The organism is Buttiauxella sp. A111 (genome assembly GCF_014189855.1).
GTDB lineage: Bacteria > Pseudomonadota > Gammaproteobacteria > Enterobacterales > Enterobacteriaceae > Buttiauxella > Buttiauxella selenatireducens.
The window spans coordinates 1-714 of record NZ_BJFN01000026.1 but is presented as its reverse complement, the minus strand read 5'-3'; the positions used below and the strand labels follow the sequence as shown (position 1 = coordinate 714).

2 tRNA genes and 2 rRNA genes are annotated in these 714 nt (G+C 47.5%); all 4 read right to left on the bottom strand.

Features of this window, described 5'->3' with window-relative positions:
* Nucleotides 1-93: ribosomal RNA gene (locus BSPA111_RS22420) — 23S ribosomal RNA — on the bottom strand; the annotation flags it as partial.
* 208 nt (nt 94-301) lie between these two features.
* A tRNA-Ala gene (locus tag BSPA111_RS22415) sits at nt 302-377 on the bottom strand.
* A gap of 110 nt (nt 378-487) precedes the next feature.
* Nucleotides 488-564 (bottom strand) — tRNA-Ile (locus BSPA111_RS22410).
* Between the two features lie 72 nt (nt 565-636).
* A 16S ribosomal RNA gene (locus BSPA111_RS22405) occupies nt 637-714 on the bottom strand; the annotation flags it as partial.

The following is a 714-nucleotide window of genomic DNA, read 5'->3' as shown; positions in this document are numbered from 1 at the left end:
CATATCACCTTACCGACGCTTATCGCAGATTAGCACGTCCTTCATCGCCTCTGACTGCCAGGGCATCCACCGTGTACGCTTAGTCGCTTAACCTCACAACCCGAAGATGTCTCGTAAGACACAATCGGGGTCGTGAAAATTTGAGAGACTCGAACACACCGCTTATCTGTTCTTATTACGGAGAACAGACACAGTGTGTCGTTTCAATTTTCAGCTTGTTCCAGATTTTTAAAGAGCAAAACTTCGCAGTGAACCTTTTCAGGTACACTCTGAAGTTTTCTTAGTTTTCGCAGTAAAAGGATGGTGGAGCTATGCGGGATCGAACCGCAGACCTCCTGCGTGCAAGGCAGGCGCTCTCCCAGCTGAGCTATAACCCCATCACAAATGCTAAATCTCATTACCGGTAATTTATACTGAGACAAGGCGTGGATGGGCGAAGCATACTGTAGTATGCGAGTCGTTTCACAACGCAGTATCAGGATAAATTTGGTAGGCCTGAGTGGACTTGAACCACCGACCTCACCCTTATCAGGGGTGCGCTCTAACCACCTGAGCTACAAGCCTGCAGAGATTTTTTACTGCTTATTTTTCATCAGACAATCTGTGTGAGCACTACGCGGGTTTGTATCTTTTAGGTAAGGAGGTGATCCAACCGCAGGTTCCCCTACGGTTACCTTGTTACGACTTCACCCCAGTCATGAATCACAAAGTGGT